Origin of the sequence: Azoarcus taiwanensis (genome assembly GCF_012910885.1) — a bacterium.
GTDB lineage: Bacteria > Pseudomonadota > Gammaproteobacteria > Burkholderiales > Rhodocyclaceae > Azoarcus_F > Azoarcus_F taiwanensis.
Genome location: NZ_WTVM01000017.1, coordinates 1 through 17,701, shown reverse-complemented (window position 1 = coordinate 17,701; position 17,701 = coordinate 1). Strand labels below are relative to the sequence as shown.

Annotated in this window: 18 protein-coding genes; 13 read left to right on the top strand and 5 right to left on the bottom strand. The window is 61.8% G+C overall.

Annotation, left to right across the window (positions count from 1 at the left end; translation table 11 throughout):
• Positions 1 to 185: 185 nt before the first annotated feature.
• Positions 186 to 638 (top strand): YaiI/YqxD family protein, encoded by a 453-nt coding sequence (locus tag GPA21_RS04445; RefSeq protein WP_168987010.1) that lies wholly within the window; start codon positions 186 to 188, stop codon positions 636 to 638.
• Between the two features lie 23 nt (positions 639 to 661).
• Here the strand turns inward: GPA21_RS04445 and GPA21_RS04440 are convergent, their stop codons facing one another.
• The gene (locus tag GPA21_RS04440; protein ID WP_168987009.1) at positions 662 to 1,558 is read right to left on the bottom strand and encodes a LysR family transcriptional regulator; all 897 of its coding nucleotides are present in this window, start codon (positions 1,556 to 1,558) and stop codon (positions 662 to 664) included.
• 157 nt (positions 1,559 to 1,715) lie between these two features.
• Between GPA21_RS04440 and GPA21_RS04435 the strand changes: the two genes are divergently transcribed.
• On the top strand, positions 1,716 to 2,903 hold the full coding sequence (locus GPA21_RS04435; protein ID WP_168987008.1) for an acyl-CoA dehydrogenase: 1,188 nt from the start codon (positions 1,716 to 1,718) through the stop codon (positions 2,901 to 2,903).
• A 17-nt stretch (positions 2,904 to 2,920) separates the two neighbouring features.
• Positions 2,921 to 4,144 carry a CaiB/BaiF CoA transferase family protein gene (locus GPA21_RS04430; RefSeq protein ID WP_168987007.1) on the top strand — a complete coding sequence of 408 codons (1,224 nt, stop codon included), beginning with the start codon at positions 2,921 to 2,923 and terminating at the stop codon, positions 4,142 to 4,144.
• Positions 4,145 to 4,245: 101 nt separating this feature from the next.
• Here GPA21_RS04430 and GPA21_RS04425 read toward each other — a convergent pair whose 3' ends face one another.
• Complete coding sequence (locus GPA21_RS04425) at positions 4,246 to 5,172, bottom strand: recombination-associated protein RdgC (protein WP_168987006.1); 927 nt, start codon at positions 5,170 to 5,172, stop codon at positions 4,246 to 4,248.
• A 78-nt stretch (positions 5,173 to 5,250) separates the two neighbouring features.
• Positions 5,251 to 5,721 (bottom strand): SRPBCC family protein, encoded by a 471-nt coding sequence (locus GPA21_RS04420; protein WP_168987005.1) that lies wholly within the window; start codon positions 5,719 to 5,721, stop codon positions 5,251 to 5,253.
• A 440-nt stretch (positions 5,722 to 6,161) separates the two neighbouring features.
• On the opposite strand from GPA21_RS04420, the gene GPA21_RS04415 reads away from it, so the two are divergent.
• From GPA21_RS04415 to GPA21_RS04400, 4 genes are all read left to right on the top strand, one after another.
• Positions 6,162 to 6,875 (top strand): 16S rRNA pseudouridine(516) synthase, encoded by a 714-nt coding sequence (locus GPA21_RS04415; RefSeq protein WP_168987004.1) that lies wholly within the window; start codon positions 6,162 to 6,164, stop codon positions 6,873 to 6,875.
• Positions 6,876 to 7,118: 243 nt separating this feature from the next.
• Positions 7,119 to 8,282, top strand: a complete 1,164-nt coding sequence (gene earP / locus GPA21_RS04410) for an elongation factor P maturation arginine rhamnosyltransferase EarP (protein ID WP_339379817.1) — start codon at positions 7,119 to 7,121, stop codon at positions 8,280 to 8,282.
• A 99-nt stretch (positions 8,283 to 8,381) separates the two neighbouring features.
• Positions 8,382 to 8,939, top strand: a complete 558-nt coding sequence (gene efp / locus GPA21_RS04405; protein WP_168987003.1) for an elongation factor P — start codon at positions 8,382 to 8,384, stop codon at positions 8,937 to 8,939.
• A gap of 55 nt (positions 8,940 to 8,994) precedes the next feature.
• Positions 8,995 to 9,558, top strand: coding sequence for a hypothetical protein (locus GPA21_RS04400; RefSeq protein WP_168987002.1), 564 nt, complete (start codon positions 8,995 to 8,997; stop codon positions 9,556 to 9,558).
• A 9-nt stretch (positions 9,559 to 9,567) separates the two neighbouring features.
• Here the strand turns inward: GPA21_RS04400 and GPA21_RS04395 are convergent, their stop codons facing one another.
• Together GPA21_RS04395 and GPA21_RS04390 are read right to left on the bottom strand one after the other, a co-directional pair.
• Positions 9,568 to 9,837, bottom strand: a complete 270-nt coding sequence (locus GPA21_RS04395) for a hypothetical protein (RefSeq protein ID WP_168987001.1) — start codon at positions 9,835 to 9,837, stop codon at positions 9,568 to 9,570.
• Positions 9,838 to 10,181: 344 nt separating this feature from the next.
• The gene (locus GPA21_RS04390) at positions 10,182 to 11,030 is read right to left on the bottom strand and encodes a hypothetical protein (RefSeq protein ID WP_168987000.1); all 849 of its coding nucleotides are present in this window, start codon (positions 11,028 to 11,030) and stop codon (positions 10,182 to 10,184) included.
• A gap of 254 nt (positions 11,031 to 11,284) precedes the next feature.
• On the opposite strand from GPA21_RS04390, the gene GPA21_RS04385 reads away from it, so the two are divergent.
• The 6 genes from GPA21_RS04385 to GPA21_RS04360 all read left to right on the top strand — a co-directional run.
• The gene (locus GPA21_RS04385) at positions 11,285 to 12,502 is read left to right on the top strand and encodes a YcjF family protein (RefSeq protein WP_168987031.1); all 1,218 of its coding nucleotides are present in this window, start codon (positions 11,285 to 11,287) and stop codon (positions 12,500 to 12,502) included.
• The gene (locus GPA21_RS04380) at positions 12,499 to 14,055 is read left to right on the top strand and encodes a GTPase family protein (protein WP_168986999.1); all 1,557 of its coding nucleotides are present in this window, start codon (positions 12,499 to 12,501) and stop codon (positions 14,053 to 14,055) included. Before GPA21_RS04385 ends, GPA21_RS04380 begins: the two co-directional genes overlap by 4 nt.
• A gap of 136 nt (positions 14,056 to 14,191) precedes the next feature.
• Entirely contained in the window at positions 14,192 to 14,410 is a 219-nt protein-coding gene (locus tag GPA21_RS04375; RefSeq protein ID WP_211163417.1) for a hypothetical protein, read from the top strand.
• A 77-nt stretch (positions 14,411 to 14,487) separates the two neighbouring features.
• A complete protein-coding gene (locus GPA21_RS04370) occupies positions 14,488 to 15,471 on the top strand; it encodes an IS5 family transposase (protein WP_168986997.1) in 984 nt (327 codons plus the stop codon).
• A gap of 148 nt (positions 15,472 to 15,619) precedes the next feature.
• Positions 15,620 to 17,044 carry a glycoside hydrolase family 19 protein gene (locus tag GPA21_RS04365; RefSeq protein ID WP_168986996.1) on the top strand — a complete coding sequence of 475 codons (1,425 nt, stop codon included), beginning with the start codon at positions 15,620 to 15,622 and terminating at the stop codon, positions 17,042 to 17,044.
• An 84-nt stretch (positions 17,045 to 17,128) separates the two neighbouring features.
• The coding region (locus tag GPA21_RS04360) for a DMT family transporter (protein WP_168986995.1) at positions 17,129 to 17,701 on the top strand (573 nt) is incomplete at its 3' end.

The window sequence follows — 17,701 nt, the reverse complement described above, 5'->3', positions numbered from 1 at the left end:
CGTTGAACAGTCCAAAGCCAATGCGGTGCCGGATAACAATGAATGTTACGCCCTCAGCATCCCGGAATGCAGATTAGTTAAGCAGGAAACTCAAATTCACCAACTCAGGCGTGACCGCGGAGAATTGATCGGACTTTTGACTGCAAGACCGGATAATGATCGCAGCTGAAGAGGAGAGTGGGTCAATGCATATCTGGGTGGATGCCGACGCGTGTCCGGTGGCGATCAAGGAGATTCTCTTCCGGGCAGCAACGCGCACCGGGTATCCGCTTACGCTGGTCGCCAATCACTACCTGCGCGTACCCGGAAACCCGGGCATCCGCATGATTCAGGTGCCCGGCGGTTTCGACGAGGCGGACAAGTACATTGCCGAGCATGCGCGCGAAGGCGACCTGGTAGTGACCGCCGACATCCCACTCGCGGCGGAGGTCGTCGAAAAGGGCGCGTGGGCCTTGTCACCGCGCGGGGAGGCCTATGGCAAGGACAACATTCGACAACTGCTCGACATGCGCAACTTCATGGACACCTTGCGCAGCAGCGGTGTGGATACCGGCGGGCCAGCCGCCTTCGGTGCCAACGACAAGCAGAACTTCGCGAATCGTCTTGATCGGCTCCTTCAGACGACCAAAAAGGACTGAGGGCGCCAGATTAGGCCCGGGAATCAGCTGCGGTATCTGCGGGCCTCCTCGCAGAGCCAATCCCTGAAACCGGTCATTGCCGCGCTCTCGGCCTTGCGTTCCGGGATGATCAGGTAATAGGCCTTGTCGCTCGGGCACACATGATGGAGCGGCACCATGAGTTTGCCGCTGTCCAGTTCCTCGCGGATCAGGAAAGGCGGGATCAGCGCCACGCCCATGCCCTGCATCGCAGCCTGGGCGAGCATGGAGAAGAGCTCCAGCCGGGTTCCGGTCATGTCGTGCGCGACACGCATGCCGAGCGACTCGAACCACTGACGCCAGGCATAGGGACGGGTGCTCTGCTGCAGCAAGGGCAGGCGCGCAACGTCGTCTGCTGTCAGCAAGGACTTGCCGCCAAGCAGCGCCGGGCTGCATACCGGTACCGACTCTTCCGGCATCAGGTAATGCGCTTCGGTACCCGGCCAGCCGGCATCGCCGTAGTAGACCGCAGCATCGAACTCGGTATCGACGAAAAGAAAGGGCCGCGTGCGGGTCGCCATATTGACGCCGACATCCGGGAAGCGGGCGTGGAAATCCCCGAGACGTGGCATCAGCCAGCGTGTAGCGAAGGTCGGCACCACTGCCAGCTCAATGGTCGCGCCATGGCCATGATGGGCCATCACCGACAAAGTGTCGCGCTCGACCGCGTCCAGACGTGCGGCAATCTGACGGCTGTAACTCAGACCGGCCTCGGTCAGGCGCACCCCGCGACGCGTACGCACGAAAAGGCGTAACCCGAGAAACTCCTCGAGCGCCCCGATCTGCCGGCACACCGCGCTCTGGGTCAGCGACATTTCCTCGGCGGCGCGAGTGAAGCTCTCGTGGCGCGCCGCGAGTTCGAAGGCGATCAAGGCATGGGTGCTCGGGATCTTACGGCGCATCGGTCGGGCTCCTTTGAGTGCTTCACACGACACAAGCATCGGCAAAGCTTTACAAGTGCGTTTCCCGCACAAGATACTTAAAAATCATCGTTTGTTCATCCTGTTGGTTGTTCGCTAAAGTACAAGCAGTGCAAACAACATCTGATGGAGACGACCGATGGCATCGAACCGCGTGACCTTCGACTGGGCCGACCCGCTGCAACTGGACGCGCAGCTCACCGACACCGAACGCATGGTGCGTGACGCCGCCCGCGACTATTGCCAGGACAAGCTCCTGCCGCGAGTCCAGAACGCGTTCCGGCACGAACAGACCGACCGCGAAATCTTCAACGAGATGGGCGCGCTCGGCCTGCTCGGACCGACGATTCCCGAGCAATACGGCGGTGCAGGACTCAACTACGTCTCCTACGGCCTTATCGCGCGCGAAGTCGAGCGGGTCGATTCCGGCTACCGATCGATGATGAGCGTGCAGTCCTCGCTGGTGATGGTGCCAATCTTCGAATTCGGCACCGAAGCGCAGAAGACAAAGTACCTGCCGAAGCTCGCGACCGGAGAATGGGTCGGCTGCTTCGGTCTCACCGAACCCAACCACGGCTCCGACCCGGGCAGCATGGTCACCCGCGCACGCAAGGTCGATGGCGGCTACAGCCTGTCCGGCGCCAAGATGTGGATCACCAACAGCCCGATCGCGGATGTCTTCGTGGTGTGGGCCAAGGACGACGAAGGCCAGATCCGCGGCTTCGTGCTGGAGAAGGGCTGGAAAGGCCTCTCCGCGCCGGCAATCCACGGCAAGGTCGGCCTGCGTGCCTCGATCACCGGCGAGATCGTCATGGACGAGGTCTTCGTCCCTGAGGAAAACGCCTTCCCCACGGTGCGCGGCCTGAAGGGTCCATTCACCTGCCTCAACTCGGCCCGCTTCGGCATCGCCTGGGGTGCACTCGGCGCCGCAGAGGCCTGCTACGAAACCGCCCGCCAGTACGTGCTCGACCGCCAGCAGTTCGGCCGTCCGCTCGCGGCCAACCAGTTGGTGCAGAAAAAGCTCGCTGACATGCTGACCGACATTTCGCTGGGCCTGCAGGGTTGCCTGCAACTCGGCCGCATGAAGGACGCCGGTAACGCCCCGGTAGAGGTCACCTCGATCATGAAGCGCAACTCCTGCGGCAAGGCGCTCGAGATCGCCCGTGTCGCACGCGACATGCTCGGCGGCAACGGCATCTCCGACGAATACTGCGTTGCCCGCCATCTGGTGAACCTCGAGGTGGTGAACACTTACGAAGGCACGCACGATATCCACGCGCTGATTCTCGGCCGCGCGATCACCGGCATCGCCGCCTTCTCCAACTGAGCCGCGGAGACCACGTCATGGCCGGCGCCCTGTCCCACATCCGGGTACTCGACCTGTCACGCATTCTCGCCGGCCCGTGGGCCGGGCAGATTCTCGCCGATCTCGGTGCCGACGTGATCAAGGTCGAGCGGCCGGGCGCCGGCGACGATACCCGTCACTGGGGTCCGCCGTATCTGAAGAATCGCGATGGCGAAGACACCGATGTCGCGTCGTATTTCCTGTGTGCCAACCGCAACAAGCGTTCGATCACGGTGGACATGACCCGGCCCGAGGGCCAGGCGCTGCTGCAACAACTCGCCGCGGAATGCGACGTGGTGCTGGAGAACTTCAAGAAGGACGGCCTGGTGCGCTACGGGCTGGATTACGCCTCGCTCGCAGAGGTCAATCCACAGCTGGTGTATTGTTCGATCACCGGCTTCGGCCAGGACGGACCCTACGCGGCCCGTGCCGGCTACGACTTCCTGATCCAGGGTCTCGGCGGGTTGATGAGTCTTACCGGACGCCCTGACGGCGAGCCCGGTGCCGGGCCGATGAAGGTCGGCGTCGCGCTGACCGACATCCTCACCGGGCTGTATGCCGCCAATGCGGTTCAGGCCGCGCTGGCCTGGCGAGACCGTTCCGGCAAGGGCCAGCACATCGACCTCGCGCTGCTCGACGTGCAGGTGGCCTGCCTCGCCAACCAAGCGATGAATTACCTGACCTCCGGTCGCTCGCCTGGCCGGCTCGGCAACGCCCATCCCAATATCGTGCCTTACCAGGATTTCCCGACCGATGACGGCTACATGATCCTGGCGGTCGGCAACGACGCCCAGTTCTCGCGCCTGTGCGAGGCGCTTGGCGATGGGTCTCTGTCGTCCGATGAACGCTACGCGACCAACAAGGCGCGCGTCGAAAACCGTGCCACGCTAATCCCTGCACTCAACAAGCTCACCATCCAGCACACCACCGCGGACTGGATCGCCCGGCTCGAAGCGGTCGGTGTGCCCTGCGGCCCGATAAACACGCTGGCCGAGGTCTTCGCCGACCAGCAGGTGCAGGCACGGGGGCTGAAGGTTGACATGGACCACCCGGCCATCGGCACGGTGCCACAGGTCGCCAGCCCCTTCCGGATGTCCGAAACACCGGTGGCCTATGACCGGGCACCGCCGTTGCTCGGTGAGCACACGGACGAGGTGTTGGCGTCGGTGCTCGGGATCGGTCCGGAAGAGATCGCCGCGCTGCGCGAGCGCGGGGTGGTTTGAGCGGCTGTTCGCGGCTTACGCCGGTCCCACAGGTAGTGGATGCCTTTGGTGCAGGAGCAGCGTGAGCTGCGAAGCCAGCACTGCAACAGGCAACCGGATGCTCAAGCCGCCTGCGCAAGCGGCTCCGCTACCTTGAGCTCGCCACCAAGCGCTTCGATGACCGCGGGCAGCAACTCGCGCAACTCGCCGGTCATTAGGGCGAAACCGGCATCGAACAGCGCACGGGCATCTTCGGCGCCGGACTCATCGACTTTCTCCTTGACCACGTCGAGAAAGTCGAGCCGTTTGATCTCCATCTTCTCGGTGAGGACGAAACTGACTCTGTCCTCGAAGGTCAGCGCGAGGCGGGTCGGCATCTTGCCTGCTTCGAGATGGCCACGCACTTCGTCGCCTTCCAGCGTGTGGCGGACGTAACGCACCGCCGCCTTCTCCTCGGTGACCGAGCGCAGTTCGCAGTCCTGGTCGATGCTGAAACCGGCCGGTGCTTCGCCAGCGGCGAGCCAGTCGGCCATGGCGCTCGCCGGCGAGCGTTCGGTGCGGACCAGGGCGAGCGGCAGGTTGTCCAGCGTCTGGCGCAGCATCTCGAGCACATCCTCGGCCCGTGCCTGACTCGGGGCATCGATGCCCAGCCAGCCGCCAACCGGGTCGATCCAGGCGAAGACTTTGCGCCGACGGGTGAACGCGCGTGGCAGGAATTCCTGCATGATCTGCTCGCGCAATTCCTTCATCTGCTTTCGACCCGGCTTGTAGCCCTGTTGCGCGGCGATCTCCTCGGCCCGCTCTTCGGCTTCCTGCTTCACGACCGAAGCCGGCAACAGGCGCTGTTCGAAACCGAGCGCGATCAACCAGTGACCGCCGACGCGATGCAGCAACACGTCGTCACCGGTGGGCGACACCCAACCGCGGGTTTCCTGATCCTGGCTGCCGCAGGGGTGAAAACGGCGGCCCGCAAGCTGCGACTCAATGGTTTCGGCGTCGATGTTCCAGTTCTGGGGAAGGCGATAAATCTGCAGGTTCTTGAACCACATGGCTTGATATTTCCGTTGCTGTCGGGTCGGCATGACACTGCCGATACCGGTGAATGAACAGGGGAAGCGCGGTCCGCTTCAGTGACTGATCTCTGACTCGGCAATCATGCGAATCACGCGCACGGTGTCGATATCGGAGGCATGGTAGGCCGATTTGACGAACTCGACGTAGGGACTGTCTGGATCGCTGATCCGCTCGGCAAGCGTTGTCCGATAGTGAAAGCGCAGCACCAGCTGTGCGACCGAAGGCTCCTCGATGCTGATTCGCAAGCTGCCACCGGCATGGTGCTCGGTGGCTTCAGAACGAAAAGTCACCGCCTCCATCGGTTCCAGCGTGACATGGTCCCGGATGACGGTATCCCCGAAATGGAGATCCCTTACCAGAGTCGTGTCGTCCCGCTCAACGATGACGCAATGCTCGAGACCTGGCAGAAAGGGGCGGGGGTTTTCGGCACGGCACAGCAACCCGAACCACAGTTGCTCGCGGCTGAGGTCGATGAGCAGGGGGTTTTCCGGTTCGTTGACGATGACGACGTGTTCGAAATTCAAGGCGCTGCCCGCTCCGTTGAGGCCCGGTCGGAACCGGACATGAACTTTGGCCCCGAGGAATCGGGAGCGGTGGAGTTTAACCCGGATAGAGTGCTTTCGAAAAGCCCGTTGTTTCCTCGAAGTTGTTGTTTTATTTATGTTTTTAATTAAACAATAAAGATGTTAACAGGGGCTCGAAAGCTGTTGATAACCGCCTTTTCGATCGTTATTTCAATCGCTTGGCGTGAGGAAAAAGCGGTGGACAAGGCGTGGGTTTCCTGTGAGGTGAATGTGGGCTGGAAATTCGCCCGCACAGATACCGCGAGGTTTCGCACAGCTCTTCCACCTCCCATACCGGGTTGTCCACCGTTTGCACGCCAAAGCCGGTGCATCGGGTAGTATCGACCGCGTTCCTCCCACCCCCTATCGCCATTTTCATTCCCAGCAGGCCCACACAGATCATGAAAGCAGAACGTATTCTCCAGTCCCAGGGTTTCGGCAGCCGCAAGGAGTGCCGCGCCATCATCCGTGCCGGGCTGTTCTCAGTGGGGGGCGAGGTCACCGAGGATCCGTTTGTCGAGTTGAGTGCCGAGGGGCTCGACTTCGAAGTCGATGGCGTGGCCTGGCGTTACCGTGAGAAGGCCTACCTGATGCTGCACAAGCCAGGCGACTACGAGTGCTCGCACAAGCCCCAGCATCACCCTTCGATCTTCGCGCTGCTGCCGCCGGAACTGGTTCGTCGCGATGTGCAGTGCGTCGGACGTCTGGATCATGACACCACTGGCTTGTTGCTTCTGTCCGACGATGGCCAGTTCATCCACTACTGGAGCTCCGGCAAGAAACGCATTCCCAAGACCTACGAGATCGTCGTCCGTCATCCAGTCAGCGACGAAATGGTCGCGATGTTGCTCGACGGCGTCCAGCTCCATGACGAACCCGCACCGATCCGCGCAGCCGCCTGCGAGCGAAAGGGAGAACTCGCATTGAGCATGACGGTGACCGAGGGAAAGTATCACCAGGTCAAGCGCATGATCTCGGCCGCCGGCAACCGGGTCGAGGCACTACATCGCAGCAAGGTGGGTGGGCTTGAGTTGCCTCAGGATCTCGAAGCAGGTCAATGGCGCTGGCTCACTGAGACCGATCTGGATAGCTTGTCCTCGTTTCCGCCGGTCTGAGCGAGCCGATTGGTTTGTTCTTTTCTTTTCTCTTTAATTAATAACAATAAAGATTAGTTATGTCGGCAAAACTGTGGACAAATCAGTGGATGCCAATAGCCATGGCGTTTTCAGGGCGGGAAAAACCAGTGGGAAAGCGCGGCACAAACTGTGTCGAGAATGTGATCCTTTTTTCATTTCATTGCTTTGGGACCCTTTGTTCACAAGGCATTCACAGCCTTTCAGGTATTTCTTCCCCAACCCGTGAGCACGATTGACAAGCGTTCCGAACGACGCTGGGACATCTTCTGTCGCCTTGTGGATAACATGGGGGATATCGGCGTTTGTTGGCGTCTGGCGCGGGCCCTGGCCTTGTATCACGGCCGTCGTGTGAGGCTGTGGGTGGATGATGTCGATGCCTTCCGGCGCTTGTGCCCTGAAGCGGTGGGCGAAAGTGATCCGATCGTCTTCGAGCGGGTGGAGGTCTGGCACTGGCGCGAGCCTTTTCCCCGTGTGGACGCTGCGGACGTGGTAGTGGAGGCCTTTGCCTGCGATCCGCCATCCGCCTATGTCGAGGCGATGGCATCGCGCCCGTCGGCGCCTCTGTGGATCAATCTCGAGTATCTGACGGCGGAGGCATGGATTGACGGCGTGCATGGCATGGCGTCACCGCATCCTCGTCTTCCCTTGGTCAAGCGCTTCTTCTTTCCGGGTTTCTCGCCCGCCAGCGGCGGACTGCTACGCGAGCCGGATCTGTTTGCGGAACGCGATCGCTTTCTCGCCGATGCGAGTGCAGTCGATGGCTTTCTGCGTCGTATCGGATGTGCGCCAGGCGAACCGGAAGCGCGACGAGTGTCCATGTTTGCCTACGAGCAACCGCGATTGCCGGCGCTGATGGCCGTGTGGGCAAGTGGCGGTGCGCCGATTCGGCTTATCGTGCCGGAGGGGCGTGTGATAGCGGACGTCGCCGCTTTCTTCAGCCGCGATTCCCTGGTGGTTGGCGAGAAGCTGAGCAGCGGCGACCTGTCGGTCGAGGTCGTGCCCTTCATGTCGCAGCGCGACTACGATCGTCTGTTGTGGTGTTGCGACCTCAATTTCGTACGTGGCGAGGATTCCTTCGTGCGCGCTCAGTGGGCAGGGAAGCCTTTCGTCTGGCACATCTACAGGCAGGATGAGGGTGCGCACCGGGTCAAGCTCGAAGCCTTTCTTGATCGTTACCTGAGCTGCGCCGAGGAGCCCATGGCGACAGCAGTGCGCGATATGTGGCGGGCCTGGAACGACCACGACGACGCTGCCGCCGCCTGGCCGGCCTTGTTGGCGGCGATGCCGGCGCTGGCAAGCCATGGAAGACGCTGGGCGGATGATCTCTCGGCAGGCGAAGATTTGGCGAGTGCGCTGGTAAAACTGGAAGAAGTCCCTGTAAAATAGCGGATTTATCCAAATAGCGGTTTCTCGATTGTCGGCGGCTCAGCGGGCCGCGCCAGGCGAACACTCGAAGGGCCGCACGCCACATCGTCAGGAAACAGCATGAAAACCGCTCAGGAACTCCGCTCCGGCAACGTCATCATGGTCGGCAGCGACCCGCTCGTGGTCCAGAAGACCGAATACAACAAGTCCGGCCGCAATGCTGCGGTCGTGAAGATGAAGCTCAAGAACCTGCTCACCGGTGCACCGTCCGAGTCGGTGTACAAGGCTGACGACAAGTTCGAAGTCGTCATGCTCGAGCGCAAGGAAGTCACCTACTCGTACTTTGCCGATCCGATGTACGTGTTCATGGACGAGGAGTACAACCAGTACGAAGTCGAGTCCGAGAACATGACCGACGCGCTCAAGTATCTCGAAGACGGTCTCGCGTGCGAAGTGGTCTTCTACAACGGCAAGGCCATTTCGGTGGAAATGCCCAACTCGGTCGTGCGCGAGGTGACCTACACGGAACCGGCAGTCAAAGGCGACACCTCCGGCAAGGTGCTCAAGCCGGCGAAGATTGGAACCGGCTTCGAGTTGATGGTGCCGGCCTTCGTCGAAATCGGTGACAAGATCGAGATCGACACCCGTACCGACGAGTACAAGAACCGCGTCAAGTGATACCGTCCTGACGCGCCGCCTGATCACCTGTTCAACAGGCTGTCACGGCGTATCGATGTTACGGAAGCCCGCGAAAGCGGGCTTTTTTCACATTGAATGTTATTTTTTCGCAACATATTGTTGTTCGATGGTCACAGAGCTTGCATTTCTCTGCATCAAGCGTAGGGTTGAGTCAGAGAGTTTTTCTTCAGTCAAGCTTTTTTTAAGGATCGTAGCGATGAATCGGGTAGCGGCCCTGGCGGTCGCAATAATCGGCCTGGCGCTGACAGCTTGCTCGCTGGATAAACCGGCAGAGTCGGTGGAGCGTGCAGGATCCGAAACCAGGTTGGCCGGTGCAATGCCGGTTGCGGAGAAACCCGAAGAGCGCGCTGCTGATCCGGTGGTTCAGGTTCGAACCGACGTGTCGGACGATACCGATGCCGCAAGCGCACAAGCGTTGAGGGATCGCGATGCCAAAGAAGCAGCCGAAGAGGCGGCCCGTCGTATTCGCGATGTGACCTTGGGTGCTGCCGCCCGCATCAAGGAGGTGAGTCTCGGTGCGGTACAGGCCGTGCGGGAGCCATCGACGATGGTCGAGCAACCCGTGGCTGACACCGGGTCTGGCGCGGACGAAGGCTGACTCTCGGCATCACAGGTGCCGGGGCATTGGGTACTTGCGGGTAAACGCCGCGTAGAGCTGCCGCAACTCCTTTTCGCGTGCCAGACTTCCTTTCTCTGCCGCGATCGCAATTAGGTTGCGATGCATCTCGTGAATCCGGTAGATACCCTTCTGCGTTGCGAGCAGCTTGTCACCGAGCTCAGTCGCAACCACCGTGGGCAGATGCTCGTGTTCGGCGATGATTTCGACCGTGGCACGGTCTAGATCGATGAAATCAAGGCAGTCGGTCAGGCTCAACATGCTTGTCTCCTCGGGGGTCGTCCGACCCGCGCGACGCACCGGTTTGAACGGCGAGTGCACTCTGATGGTGCATTGAACCGGGTATTTGGTTCCTTGGCAGCCTGGATCTATCCCCGGGCAGAGGTTGTCGACGCAATTAGTGTGCCTGGAGCGTGTTTCTCACGCGTGCACGTTCCGAGGACGCCGAACTGCTCGCAGCGGTACGGGACCAGGAGGAAGTGGTGTCGCCTGTGAAGGCCGTTTCACACGCGGCTGGAAAGCTTCCAGCGCTACTGCCTACGTGATGAGGCAGATTCGGGGTGGATGCCGTGAGGCCGCGATTGCGACCCCACGGATGCGGCGTTTCAGCCGATCAGTCTCTGAGCCTGACCCTTCCAGTCGTCACGCTTGATGCGACCGGGGAAGCGGATCACCGTCTTCTCGAGCTCTTCGATCTGAGCGTCGGTCAGCGCGGCGAGTTGCGCCAGACTTGTGTAGCCACGTTCCTTGAGCTTCTTTTCAAGACCGGGGCCGATCCCCGAGATCTGTTTCAGGTCGTCGTCGGCGACAGCGGCTTCGGGTTTGCTGGTTGCCTTGGTGCGCTTGCCTTTTGGCGCAGTGGCCGGCTCCGCGCTCATCGCGAGGGCGGCTTGCTGGAAACCGTCGAACCACGATGACCAGAGCTTTTGCTGGGTGTCGATAGACTTCTGCATCGACTTCGCAATCTGATCGGCGAGCTTGTTCATCTCTTTCAGCGACAGCGATTCGGCATTACCCATGCGCGACCACTCAGTGAGCAGACCCATCTGGCGCTGGGTCGCGTCACGGAATGCGGCATCGAAGTCTGAGTGACCTGGTAACTGGGCACCGCTACTGCGTACCAGCTCCAGCCAACGGTTCCACAAGTCCTGCTGGTGTTCGAGCCAGCGTTGCGCAGAGCGTTGCGCTTCGCTGTTGAGCTCCGAGAACAGCTTGGGTTTGACCTTCTTGTCGTTGGCACGCCCAGACCACTGATCGAGCCAGGCTCGCTGCAGTTCGAGTGATTGCTCGACGGCTTGCTGTGCCCAGGCGTTCACGTTCTCGAGCAAGCCTTGCTGCCAGCTTTCCACCTCCAGTGGCGTCCTGGTGCTCGCTGTCCAGGCGGTCGATTCGGCCCAGAGCTTCTCCTGTGCGTCACGCATTTCCTTGAACAATGCCTTGTAGTCCTTGAACATTTCGCCGCTCCCCGTCTTAAAAGAAAACCCGAACTCCGCATGGCACCTTGGCCGTCGCAATGCAAACCGATTACCACTGTCAACACTAATCCAGACATGTGACAAGTCAAGCATGTTCCGCCAGGCATCACCATTTGCCGCCGACAGTGCGTTTCAAGATTCTGGCCAAGTCGTGTCCGGGCTGCGCTATCCCGGGACTGCGTTCTGAGGTTATGCTCGACGCGACTTGGAGCCTGATCAAAGCCGCTCACCTGATGAACACCAATCCTCGAAACTGGAACGAGTACTGGAAGCGCCTCACCGATGCGCTGATGGAACCGGCCGTGGATAGCGATCGGTTACGTGACGCGCTGCGCGATGCTTCGGCGCGGATGCCGGTGCCGGTGATCTGGTTGGTGGGCAAGACGCAGGCCGGCAAGACATCGATCATTCACGCTCTGACCGGACACCCGCGTGCCGAGATCGGCAACGGTTTCGCGCCCTGCACCCGTGATGCCGCGTTTTTCGATTATCCGGAAGGCAATCCGCTGGTGCGTTTTCTCGACACCAGAGGGCTTGGTGAGCGGGATTACGATCCGGCGGAGGACATCCGTTACTGCGAATCGAGGGCGCATCTGGTGCTGGCGGTGATGAAGGTTGCCGACCAGGATCAGCGATCGGTGCGTGAGGTGCTGATGGCGGTAAGGCGCAGGCATCCGGATTGGCCAGTCCTGGTTGCGCAGACCGGTTTGCATGAACTCTATCCGCCCGGCTTCCGCCACCCGATGCCGTGGCCGTTCGGTCAGGTGCCGCTATCGTTGTCGCTGCCAGCCGACCTGCGTCGTGCCTTGCTCGCGCAGCGCGAGGCACTGGTCGATCTGCCGGGTAGCGTGCCGGCTCATTGGGTGGCGGTGGATCTGACTTTGGCCGAGGACGGCTTCGAACCGGTCGATTATGGGCTCGACGCGCTGTGGCAAGAGATCGAAGCGGCATCCTCCTTCGGCCTGCGCGAGATGCTGGGCGCCGATGCGGGTGTGCGCGATCTCTACGCCCGAACCGCACACCAGCAGATCGTCGGCCATGCGCTGACTGCCGCTGGTCTGGGCGCACTGCCGGTGGTGGATCTGGTCGCCGTCACAGCCGTGCAGGCGAAGCTGGTTCATGCCTTGGCAAGAGTGTATGGGCAGACGCTGGATCGTCGCATGGCGGGCGAGTTCCTCGGTCTGGTGGGCGCAGGAATTGCCACCGGCTATGTCACTCGGGCCCTGGGGCGGACAGTGGCCAAGCTGGTGCCAGGCTGGGGGCAGACGATCGGTGCGGTCTGGGGTGCGAGCGCGAGCGGCGCCAGCACTTATGCGCTGGGCAAAGCAGCGGTGTATTTCTTCTCGCGTCGACGTGACGGCTTGCGTGTGGATGGCGAGGCCTTGCGTGCGGTCTATCGCGAGGCTATGGAAGATGGCCGCGCGCTGCTTCGCAAGCAGGTCCGAAGATGAAACTGATTCGGGGGCTGGATCCATTGCAGGTCGTGGCGCTCGTGCTGTTGTCGGCGCCGGCGATCGGTGTGGTGTTCCTCGGGCTGTACGCTTTGTGGCGTTCGGACCAGACCCTGTGGTGGCTGGCGGGCTTCGTGCTGAGTGCGATGATTGGCTATGGCCTGCAACAGTGGTGTGTCCGGCGCGATCGGCGGCTGCTCGAGGAAGCGGTCACCCAGGCGGATCCGGACTGGCCGCCGGAAGCCGATGAGGTGTGGCAGCGTGTGGACGCACTGGCCGAATCACTGGAGCCGGACGACTGGCCGCTGGACGACGGCGGCAGGCTGCTGACGCTTGGCCGACGCACGCTCGAGGCGGTAGCCGAGGCCTACCATCCCGGCACCGAGCGCCCCTTGCTCGAGCTCACCGTTCCGCATGCGCTGCTGATCGTCGAACGTGCGAGTCGCGACCTGCGAGGCGACATCGTCGAGCATGTGCCGCTGAGCCACCGTCTGACAATCGGTGACTTGCTGAGGGTACAGCGCTGGAAGGAACAGGCCGAGAGGGCTTATGACTTGTATCGTGCCGGTCGCGTGGTGATCAACCCGCTGGATGCGCTGATCGGCGAGGCTTGGCGACAGCTCCGCAACCGCAGTTTCGGCCTTGCGCGCGTTGAGTTGCACCGCTGGCTCTTGCGCGCTTATGTGCGCAAGGTCGGCTTCTATGCGATCGATTTGTACAGCGGCCGGTTGCCTCTGGACGAGCGTGAGACAAGCCGACCAGCCGGGGCTACAGGCGAGCATCAGTCGTCCACTCAGGCCAGCGAAGCCGAGACCGCGACTGAACTCGCGCCTTTGTCCATCGTCGTGCTCGGACGTGCCGGCGCGGGAAAATCGAGTCTGATCAATGCGCTGTTCGGGCGTCTGACCGCAGCCACCGATGTATTGCCGGGAGCGACATCGGGCGTGTGCGCCTATGAGCTCGAGCGGGAAGGTTTCACCCGTGCACGCGTTTTCGACGCACCGGGCTGTGATGGTGAGGACAGCGATCCAGCGGCGCTTCAGCGCCTGGTGGGCGAGGCGGACCTGGTGTTGTGGGTCAGCATGGTGACCCGGCCCGATCGTGCTGGCGAACGGGCGATGCTCGATGACTTGCGCGCTCGCTCGGCTCAACGTCGCAATCGCAGGCCGCCGCCGTTCATCGTTGTCGCCACCGGCATCGACCGCCTGCGCCCGGCGGCCGAATGGGCACCGCCTTACGATCTCGAGACGGCGGCCCGGCCCAAGGCGGTCTCCATCCGCGCGGCGGTGGAGGCACTTGCGGTTGATCTCGATATTGATCTCGCCGGAGTGGTGCCCGTGTGCCTTGCCGAGGGCCGCGAATACAACGTCGAAGACGGCTTGTGGTCGAGCATGCTGGCGGTGCAGGACGAGGCCTTGCGCGCCCGCCTCCTGCGTTGCCTCGAAAACCGTCGCCGAAACGAGAACTGGACCCTGATGATGCGACAGCTCCGCAGCGCCGGGCGCCTGCTGGGCGCATTGCCCGAGCGCTTCGCCGATCGCATGCGACGCTGAGTGTTGCCGAAGGGAGTATCAGCAAGGGCGATCACCTTGCTGCTGCCATCGCCGTTGAATACCGCTCCAGCATACTGCACTAAGCCAGAGTGCCCTGGTTTGTCATCTATAGTGAAACAAACCGGGGGAGCAGATGATGATTCTTTCACGCGAGTTGCTGCTGGCGCTGGGTGTGAAGCCGACCGCTGCGGATCGTCATCTCGACGCGCTGGTTCCGGCACTGCTGCTGCACGGCGTCGATACGTCGCTGCGCATCGCCCATTTTCTTGCCCAGGTGGTGCATGAGTCGACGCGGATGGCGCGCGTAGAAGAGAACCTGAGCTATTCCGCTGAGCGTCTGCTAGGGAAGCGCTGATTTATTCCGAGTGCGCTGTCCTGTGACCGGATGCGCTTTGAGACAATAGCATCAGCAGATCGACAGCGAGACCTCCGATGCAATCGAGCTTTTCCGACTTCGAGTACGCCAACAAGAAGAAGCTGACCCGACGCGACCGTTTCCTCGCAGAAATCGAGGCCGTGACGCCGTGGGCTGCGATGCTCAGTGCGCTTGAACCGTTCTACCCCAAGGGTGGCGGCCGCGGCAGACCGCCGATTGGCCTTGAGCGCATGCTCAGAATGTACTTGGCACAACAGTGCTTCGGCCTGTCCGACGAGGGGATGGAGGACGCGATCTACGACAGCCAGGCGATTCGCCGATTTGTGGGCATTGACTTGGCACGTGAATCCGCGCCGGATGCGACGACCTTGCTCAAGTTTCGGCGACTGCTCGAAGCGCAGGGGCTGACCAAGCAACTGTTCGAGACGATCAACGCACATCTGGCCGAGAAGGGCTTGATGATGCGCGAGGGCACGATTGTTGACGCGACCATCATCGCCGCACCGCCCTCGACCAAGAATCGCGCCAATGCACGCGATCCAGAGATGCACCAGGCCAAGAAAGGCAATCAGTGGCACTTCGGGATGAAGGCGCACATTGGCGCCGATATCGACTCCGGGCTGGTGCATACGATCGTCGGTACGGCCGCCAATGTGGCCGATGTCACCCAAGCTCACGCGCTGCTGCACGGTAAAGAGACTGATGTGTTGGCCGATGCGGGCTATCAGGGTGCTCACAAGCGCGACGAGAACAAGGCGCTGGATGTTCAGTGGCATGTGGCCATGCGCCCAGGCAAGCGTCGCACACTGCCCAAGGATCGGCTCGGTCGTCTGATGGAAGCGTACGAGCAAGGCAAGGCGCGCATCCGCGCCAAGGTCGAGCATCCGTTCCATGTCGTGAAGAACCTGTTTCGTCACCGCAAGACCCGATACCGTGGTTTGGCCAAAAACAATGCGCAGTTGCTCTCGTTGTTCGCCATGGCCAATCTGTTCATCGCGCGCCGACGCCTGTTGGCGCTCGACAGTCGAATTGCGTCCTGAGAACCGGAGCGCGACGAAAAAGGGGCCAATACGACCTGAATCGACCTGCCCAGCAGCGGTGAGACGCAAAATTTATGCATATTTCAACCATTCAAGCTGAACATCCGTCCGCCTGTACGGTGGAAGCGATTACTTCAGCGCTTCCCTAGTGGTTTTCCCGCGGTATTTCGCCGATCTCGAGGAGGCACGGGCCTACGCCCACCAGCCGGAGCGCATCGGCAGCCGGGTCTACGGCGGGCGGATGGGCAACGGGAACGAGGCCAGCGGAGATGGTTACCGCTTCCGTGGTCGGGGTCTCATTCAGCTGACCGGCAAGTGCAACTACCAGGCCTTTTCGGACTGGGTCGGTGAGGATGTGGTCGCCAAGCCGGACCTGGTTGCCGAGAAGTATGCTGCTCATTCAGCGGTGTTCTTCTGGACCAATTGCGATCTCAATCCGTTGGCCGACATTGACGATCTGACCGCGATCACGAAGCGGATCAATGGTGGGTTGAATGGTTTCGATGATCGCTTTCAGTTGCTTGAGCGGGCCAAGGTCTGGTTTCAGAAAGACAGTGTTCAACCGGAAAGCGCTGCCTCAATCTCTCCCGAGGTCTTCTCGCCTGGCCACCGGGTATGTGCCACCGCGCTGAATCTGCGCTCGTCGCCAAAGGTGACGCCCGCAACATGGATTTCCACCCTGGCGGAGGGTGCAGCGGTTCAAAGGCTTGGGCAAGCCGGGAGCCCCGGTTGGGTGCAGGTTCGCGCCATGGTGGGCGACGCCTTGCGCGAAGGCGTGGTTGCGGAGCGATTTCTAGCGCCGATCGAGTCGCAACCGGAACCGCTCAACGTCACGGAAGCGCTGGCACCCGTGCCGCCAGGGGAGGAGTCCGCGCGGGCGCATCCAGAGGTGGAGCCTGCGCATCTGCGCCGTGATCGCGCGGACATCACCCGCCAGCGCGACGGGGGCTGGGCCTTCTCGCTGGGCGAGAGCGGCAGGCCGGCTCGCGCCGTGGATGCGGCCCCCGCCGACAAGGCGGAAGCCCTGCTCACGATCGTGGACTGGCTGGACGTCTCGAATCCTCAGCACCTGCGTTACCGGCCTCGAGGCAACACCACTTTCTGCAATATCTACGCGCACGATTTCTGCGACCTCGCCGGGGCCTATCTGCCGCGTGTATGGTGGACCGATCGCGCCCTGCAACGCTGGCAGGCCGGTGAGATGCCGCCGGTCCGCTACGACGACACGGTGCGCGAACTCAATGCCAACGCGCTGCACGACTGGCTCGCCGATCATGGTCCGGGTTTCGGCTGGCATCGTGAGATCGACCTGACCACCCTGCAGGCCGCTGCCAACAGCGGAGAAGTCTGCGTGATCATCGCCAAGCGGCGCGATCTCAACCGTTCGGGTCATGTGTCGGTGGTGATACCCGAGCATGGCGAGTGGCTGGCTCGGCGCGACCGGGCAGGCGCAGTGACGCGGCCGGTCGAGTCGCAGGCGGGCACCCGCAATCACCGTGTGATCGTGCACGCGGACCGGCCCTGGTGGTCGAACGATCGCTTCAGCGCACACGCTTTCTGGCGACATCGCTGAAAGGCCACTGCGGAGACTGTCGGGTGATGGTCTGGATCCCGACGATGCGCTAGGCTAACAGGCTTTCCTCGCACATTTGGCTGTATGTCCCTGCCCGACCAGCGTCGCGCGATGTTGCTGGGGCTGTCCGCCGTGGTCTTGTGGTCCACGGTCGCGACCGCCTTCAAACTGTCGCTGCAGCATTTGAGCCCGACGCAGTTGCTGGCGTGGGCGGGGCTGTTCTCGACTCTTGTGCTGGCGGTCTTCGTCAGTCTGCAGGGCAAGTGGAAGGAGGTCGGCGCGACGTTGCGCGAGCGCCCGCTCTACTACCTCGCACTCGGTGCGCTCAATCCCTGCTTCTATTATCTGGTGTTGTTTCGTGCCTATGACCTGTTGCCCGCACAGCAGGCTCAGGCCCTGAACTACACGTGGGCGCTCACCTTGTCGTTGCTCGCGGTACCGATGCTCAAACAGCGGCTCGGCGGCCGCGATGCACTCGCCCTGCTGCTCGGCTATTCCGGCGCCGTGGTGATCGCGACTCGGGGAAATCTCCTGGCGCTGGAGTTCGACAGCGGTCTTGGGGTTGCGCTGGCGCTGGGTAGTACCGTGTTGTGGGCGCTGTACTGGATTCTCAACACGCGTGCGAGCGCATCGCCGTCGGCTGGCCTGTTCCTGTGC

Bases quoted from the DNA above. Each gene is read 5' to 3' on its own strand.
- GPA21_RS04445 (WP_168987010.1), top strand. From the start codon at position 186: ATGCATATCTGGGTGGATGCCGACGCGTGTCCGGTGGCGATCAAGGAG.
- GPA21_RS04440 (WP_168987009.1), bottom strand. From the start codon at position 1,558: ATGCGCCGTAAGATCCCGAGCACCCATGCCTTGATCGCCTTCGAACTC.
- GPA21_RS04435 (WP_168987008.1), top strand. From the start codon at position 1,716: ATGGCATCGAACCGCGTGACCTTCGACTGGGCCGACCCGCTGCAACTG.
- GPA21_RS04430 (WP_168987007.1), top strand. From the start codon at position 2,921: ATGGCCGGCGCCCTGTCCCACATCCGGGTACTCGACCTGTCACGCATT.
- GPA21_RS04425 (WP_168987006.1), bottom strand. From the start codon at position 5,172: ATGTGGTTCAAGAACCTGCAGATTTATCGCCTTCCCCAGAACTGGAAC.
- GPA21_RS04415 (WP_168987004.1), top strand. From the start codon at position 6,162: ATGAAAGCAGAACGTATTCTCCAGTCCCAGGGTTTCGGCAGCCGCAAG.
- efp (WP_168987003.1), top strand. From the start codon at position 8,382: ATGAAAACCGCTCAGGAACTCCGCTCCGGCAACGTCATCATGGTCGGC.
- GPA21_RS04400 (WP_168987002.1), top strand. From the start codon at position 8,995: ATGTTACGGAAGCCCGCGAAAGCGGGCTTTTTTCACATTGAATGTTAT.
- GPA21_RS04395 (WP_168987001.1), bottom strand. From the start codon at position 9,837: ATGTTGAGCCTGACCGACTGCCTTGATTTCATCGATCTAGACCGTGCC.
- GPA21_RS04390 (WP_168987000.1), bottom strand. From the start codon at position 11,030: ATGTTCAAGGACTACAAGGCATTGTTCAAGGAAATGCGTGACGCACAG.
- GPA21_RS04385 (WP_168987031.1), top strand. From the start codon at position 11,285: ATGAACACCAATCCTCGAAACTGGAACGAGTACTGGAAGCGCCTCACC.
- GPA21_RS04380 (WP_168986999.1), top strand. From the start codon at position 12,499: ATGAAACTGATTCGGGGGCTGGATCCATTGCAGGTCGTGGCGCTCGTG.
- GPA21_RS04375 (WP_211163417.1), top strand. From the start codon at position 14,192: ATGATTCTTTCACGCGAGTTGCTGCTGGCGCTGGGTGTGAAGCCGACC.
- GPA21_RS04370 (WP_168986997.1), top strand. From the start codon at position 14,488: ATGCAATCGAGCTTTTCCGACTTCGAGTACGCCAACAAGAAGAAGCTG.